The sequence below is a fragment of the Thermogemmatispora sp. genome, assembly GCF_019683755.1.
Lineage (GTDB): Bacteria > Chloroflexota > Ktedonobacteria > Ktedonobacterales > Ktedonobacteraceae > Thermogemmatispora.
Window position 1 is genome coordinate 1 of the sequence record NZ_JADGHT010000303.1, and the last position, 5,770, is coordinate 5,770.

A 5,770-nucleotide genomic window follows, 5' to 3' on the forward strand; every position below is an offset into this window, starting at 1 on the left:
CTCCCGCCCCCACTGCGGAGACCCCCGCCGCGCGCCAGCCGGTGCCGCGGACGGACGCCGAAGGCGCGATTCAATGGGTGCCTATCGATAGTATTTTGCCTAATCCACGCCAGCCACGGCGTGTCTGCCGCGACGATGACCCCGCGCTGCTGGAGCTGAGCGCTTCCATCAAGGAACATGGCCTGTTGCAGCCGTTGATCGTGACACGCCTCGAGGAGGAGCAGAGCGCTGCGCCTCCCGACCCGTGGGCCAGCACTTCCGATGACGATCCGTGGGCGGCCCCTGGCCCTGCCTCGGAGGTGCGCTCAAGCGCAGCCCACCCTACCTTTCACTACCAACTGATCGCCGGTGAGCGTCGCTGGAGAGCGGCTCGCCTGGCCGGCCTCTCCCAGGTACCGGTGATCGTCAAGGAAGCTAGCCCACAGCAGATGTTGGAACTGGCCCTGATTGAGAACGTCCAGCGGGCCGATCTGAACCCGATTGAGGAGGCCCTGGCCTATCAGACGCTGGCTCAGGAGTTCGGTCTGACTCACGAGCAGATCGCCGAGCGCGTCGGCAAGCAACGTACGACCATTACCAATACGTTGCGCCTGTTGAACTTGGCTCCTGCTGTCCGCGAGAAGCTGCTGAACCCAAGCGAGCACTTTACCGAGGGTCATGCCCGTGCCATCGCCGGCCTGTCGAGCTATGAGGATCAGGAGGAGGCCTTGCACCAGGTGCTTGCTCGGCGCCTGACAGTGCGCGAAACGGAGGAGCTGGTGCGTGGCTGGAAAAGCCTGGAGCAGCCAGCTCGCCCCTCTGCAAGTCGCTCCGCTCCAGTGCGCTCCCCTGATCTAGAGGAGCTAGAGGCTCAGTTCCGCAATTCGCTGATGGTAAAGGTCGATCTGCGTTGCAACGCTAAGGGCAAGGGTACGCTGGTGCTGCATTTCAACAATCAAGAAGAGTTGGAGCGACTCTACGCCCGCCTGGTCAAAAACGAAGTGGAGTAGTTTCGGGAGGCAGCGATGGCGACTTTAGAAGATCCGTTTGGCAAAGTGCGCCCGAAGTTAGTAGCGGCTCGCACCGAGTTTCTGGCTGAATTGGCTCGCTTTCAGGCTGCCGAGTTGGAACGACGCCCCTCTCCCGAGGATTGGTCCGCATTGGAGGTGGCTTATCATCTCTATGTGGTCGATGGGCTGACGCTGCAAGAATTACGGCGCGTACAGGAGGAGGATAATCCTGCACTTCGGGCCTTGGAGAAAGAAGGCCCGCGTGCAACGCGCGAGACGGCACACGATCTCTCGCTGGATGCCGTGCTCGCTGGGATGGCAGCACGTCGCGAGGAGATCTTACAGTTCTTGGCTGAATTGCCCGCTGCGGCCTGGGAACGCCCCTGCCATCATCAGACCTGGGGCGCCCTTAAGTTCTACCAGTTGGTGAATATTCTGGCCGAGCATGATCGGCAGCATGCACGCCAGCTTGTGGAGATCCGCCAACGCCTCCGCCGCAGCGATAGCGGTGAGTCTCACACAGCACCGGCTAGCCCCTTGCTCTCTCCTTCCTGACTCGCCACCCATCGCTCGCCTGACTCTCGCCCCCAGCCCCGTCGCTGAGGAGATGCTTTCCTTCTACGCCGCCGGGCGGGACCTGAGCCTGGTCCCGCCCGGTTTTGTCTATGGGCGCTTGACGCGCTCACATATTGACAGGCCGCCGCCTTTTCCCAGGTATGCATTCCCATCAGCCTATCAAGACAGGGTAAGAAAAGAGCAGGCAGGAAACCCTACCTGCTCTTGCTTCGTTTTTTACTGCAGAACGTTCGGACCGTATAAAGAAAAGTGCATCGTTGATCGCTGATCAGTTAGTCGGTTGGTTGGCCCGATGTGCGTCATGAGTAGGGGGAACAGGGCGTGATCCACGGATGCGCGAGAGACGCATCTGCTCGCCAGCGCAGCCAGAGTGAGCATGATAGGGAGGGCCAAGGTCTGGCGTGCTCACTACACCTGGCCCCTGTCTATGCTTGTCAGTCAGCTCTGCTGCTCTGACGCTGAATCGCGGGGTGACTCGCCCAGGAGCTTATCAAGTGTCGTACGCTTGATGCGGTAGCCGTGCCGCTTGCTCTCCTTTTCATGGTGGGGGAGCAGAATGGCCTCAAGCATGCCGTTCTTAATCCAGCGTCTGACAGTTGTGGTTTCGACGCGCAAGAGGCGGGCAACCTCGCTGACGGTTAACAGTTCTTCCATGTATGGTCACTCCTTTCCAGGTACAGAGGGATAGGAAACGGAAGACGGGCCGCACACTTCGTGACCGCCTCCCTCCTGAGCCATATAATTACTGATGACGGTATGAACGTATGTATGTATCTCATTGATATGTGCCTATCATATGCGATCACGTTTTCTTTTTCAAGGGTTTGCGACAGAAATAGCCATGAAGGGGAGTCTTCGCTCTGACAGCGAAGGCAAAAGTGTCGCACAGAGTGAACATGAGCGGCCTCTCAAACGCATCGCATGTTCGCAACAATGCAGAGCGCTATGTTAGGCGAAGAGGGTAGGAAGACGCTGAGGAAACGAGAAAGCAAACAAGCAGGCAAGAGGATCGATGAGAGACGAGAGACCCAACACATATCTTCAAGAAGCAGGGAGCGTCTGGATACCTTAACCTTGACTGCGCCCCAGGTTCCCAATTCCACCCAGCTTCGTCCCAGGCTGGCCCCCCGCTTCCCAGCTCGAGAGGTGCACAAACCAGCCGCGCTGACCTGATCATTTCCGCTTTACAGCGAACTCCTCCCACCGCTCAACTCCTCCCACCGCTCCACAGGGCGATCTGACCAGGCCAGCGCTAAGAACGTAAGGAGCGTGAAAGAAGATCGGCGGAGGAACTGTGGTGGCTAGTTGCTGCTCCTCCCGGCGCTTGCAGTCGCCCTGTCGGCTCGCTGCTGGCGCTGCCCGCCTCCACTGTTTCGAACTGGAAGCCAACCAGGCTGCTCCGCATCTCCTGGATTACCGCCGCGAGTTGCTGGGACAACGAGCTAACCTCGTTGGCAAAGGTCAGAGCCAGGCGCACCGTATCGGTGTTCTCTCCTCCACCAGCTCCCCCGCCAGGAGCTATACCGGTCATGGCGCTGAGCTTCACTCGCAACCGGTTCATTTCCTGGCCTATGGCCAATAACTCTTGATCGACATCCTTCAATGTAGACTCAAGTCGCTGTTGCAGGCTACTCAGCCCATGTTCTAGCTGTTGAAGTAAAGGGGTAGGAATATGCAGTTCGCGGCGGACTCCCTGAGCGTTAGCTGTCCAGCGTGTTGGGCGTGTAGCCTCTTCCTCGATCTGGCGCAGCAGAGCACTCAGACGCTGCAACTGCTCAACGGTTGTTGCTTCGCGCAAGCCCTGAAGCTGTTCACGGCTGCGCCGCAGGCGACCTCTCAGCTCAGTCAGCTCACGCTCTAACCTTTCCCCTAGCCCTTTGCCACTAGGGACCGGTGTAGCAAGCGAACCAGAGGGGCTGCGGCCCCGGTCCGTCGGCGCCAGTGAGCTGATCCCTCCACTCAGGGCCTGATTTTCGGAACGCCCCACGGGCTGCTGCAAATGCAGATTCTGAATGAGGGCCTCTGCGTGTTCCTGCTGCTGACGTGCGATGACTTCCAGTTGTTGAATCGCCACCTGTACCCGTAAGACAAAGCGTCGGAAGCGGCCAACGGTGAAATTGAAGGCATTAGCCAGTAAGCCAATGGGGTCATCACTCACTGGGGCACTGATGCGCAGATCGCCCGCGCTGACGACGCGCATGTCACTAAAGAGATGTTCGGCGGCATTGGTCAGGGCGTCACGTTGGCGTCGTGTCTCCTCCAACAAGTTCAGTAGGGTCTCCAACATGGCATTGAAGGCCGCTGAGACTTCAGCGATCTCGTCACGCCCGATCACAGTGACGCGGGCTTCTAGCTGGCCACTTTCGATGGAACGCGTGACCTGCTGCAGATGGCGAAGACGTCGTACGAGAGTCCCTGAAATGAACCATCCGACGAGGGCGATGGTCAGCGAGGCGACTATCGCGCCGATGACGCTGGTAATTAGCTGATTACGCTCTTCGACGGCAGCGGCTTGCTGCACAGCGGCGGCGAGGCGCTGATTGAGCTGGATCAGAGCGCGTAGAGCGCTGAGCGCATCGGCGTTGGTCGGCTCTGCCTGGAAGCGTAGGAGATTCTGAGCCTCGCTCAGATTGCCACCTGCGATGTCCTGGAGAATCTGGTCCTGGGCGGCGCGATAGAGGTGCCAGGTTCGCAAGGCACTGGCAAGCAGGGTCTGTTGTTGGCCCTGCTGACCACTCTGGCCAGCTTCGGCGAGCAACTCCATTTCATCAGGGTGATTGGTCAGCAGATCCTGAGCTACGTAGGCCGACAGGATGCTATCGTAGCGTGTTGCGAGGCCCGTGATGGCCTGACGCTCCTGGGCGATCGTTTCCTGGGAGGGCGCCGGGGCGCTAGCGGAAGCCAGGAGGTTATGTACTTCGGTGTTCATGAGCTGGAGATAGTCGGCGCCCGTGGTGAGCGAGGTGTTGATGCTCAGCAGTTTCTGGTAAAAGCTTGATTGCCGGCTCAGAGACTGGGAGCGTAGGACGCCAACCAGGCCCGCCGCGACGGCGGCAATAAGGGCAGCTAGCAGGAAGCCTAGCGCGAGACGCCTGCCAATGGAGAGATTCAGGAGCAGGTTGCCGCTGCGCCGTGAGCGGGGACGAATGCGAAGACTGGGGCTGTGACCAGCGGTTGCTCCTTCCTGCGGCAGTGAGGGCGTCGCCAGCGAGGGTAGTTGCGTCTGGCCTCTTCTGCGACCTGGCTGCTGCATCCTTATTCCTCCTTTCTAGTAGGGCTGAGTACGCGGTCTGGCTCTGGCATGGTCACCGCCACCAGGGAACGGGTAACGGCCTGGCTCGCGCTGGCTCCGTTGAGGTTCATGGCCGCAATGGGAATGTAGCCCAGGCGCTGCGCCTCTTGCTGTACCGGCGCGCTGAGCATGAAGTCGAGAAAGGCGCTTAGCAAGGGATTGTTGTCGCCCAGCGTATACATGTGCTCATAACTCCAGAAGATATAGCGACCGGCCACAATGTTGGCGAGCGTGGGTTTGGCCCCCTCGATGGCAAGGACTCGCACCGCCGGGGTCAGTACGGAGAGCGCCAGATAACCGACGGCCCCCGGCGTATGAGCTACTGTCTCGCGAACCGTTACGGACGAGTCAGTCTGCAGTAGCTTGCCTTTCTCGTCACGCCCTCCCAGAATATATTTGCGAAAGGTGTCGCGCGTCCCCGAGGTCTGCGGACGCACAACCGGCACAATGGGCAGATCAGGGCCACCCACCTGGCTCCAGTTGTTGATACGGCCGGTCGAGAAAATGTCGATGATTTGCTGGCGCGTCAGCGAGGTAACGGTGACATCGGGATTGACTACCATTGCAAAGGGGATGACGCAGACAATGTGGTCGGTCAAGTTGGGATCGGGATAGATGGCCGGATCAGCGTAGATGTCTGAGTCACCAATGTCAGCCTGATGACTGGTGACGGCTGCTAGACCCGCGCGGCTCCCTCCGCCATCTACTTGAATGTGCACTTGAGGATGCTGGCGTTCAAAGAGGTTGGCAGCAGCACTGACCAGCGGCTGCAGGGCGGTTGAACCGGCAATGCGCAGCCGCCCGCTGAGGGCACTTTGCGAGTTCGCTGCCCCCCCGCATCCTACTAGCAGCATGAGTATGATCAGACTCAGACTGATCAGTCCGGCTCTCGTCTCTCTCCTGCTCTTTTTAC

The 5,770-nt window shown here is 59.5% G+C and carries 5 protein-coding genes; 2 read left to right on the top strand and 3 right to left on the bottom strand.

From position 1 onward, the window contains the following. Window positions 1-989, top strand: a 989-nt coding sequence (locus IRZ24_RS15930; protein WP_297166122.1) for a ParB/RepB/Spo0J family partition protein, incomplete at its 5' end; no start/stop codon positions are given. A 15-nt stretch (window positions 990-1,004) separates the two neighbouring features. Then, window positions 1,005-1,544, top strand: coding sequence for a DinB family protein (locus IRZ24_RS15935; RefSeq protein WP_297166124.1), 540 nt, complete (start codon window positions 1,005-1,007; stop codon window positions 1,542-1,544). A gap of 459 nt (window positions 1,545-2,003) precedes the next feature. On the opposite strand, the gene IRZ24_RS15940 is transcribed toward IRZ24_RS15935, so the two are convergent. The 3 genes from IRZ24_RS15940 to IRZ24_RS15950 all read right to left on the bottom strand — a co-directional run. Then, window positions 2,004-2,219 (bottom strand): helix-turn-helix domain-containing protein, encoded by a 216-nt coding sequence (locus IRZ24_RS15940; protein WP_297166127.1) that lies wholly within the window; start codon window positions 2,217-2,219, stop codon window positions 2,004-2,006. 598 nt (window positions 2,220-2,817) lie between these two features. Continuing rightward, window positions 2,818-4,818, bottom strand: coding sequence for a HAMP domain-containing protein (locus IRZ24_RS15945; protein WP_297166131.1), 2,001 nt, complete (start codon window positions 4,816-4,818; stop codon window positions 2,818-2,820). Window positions 4,819-4,820: 2 nt separating this feature from the next. Further along, a partial coding sequence (locus tag IRZ24_RS15950; protein ID WP_297166134.1) for a phosphate ABC transporter substrate-binding protein occupies window positions 4,821-5,770 on the bottom strand: 950 nt, incomplete at its 5' end.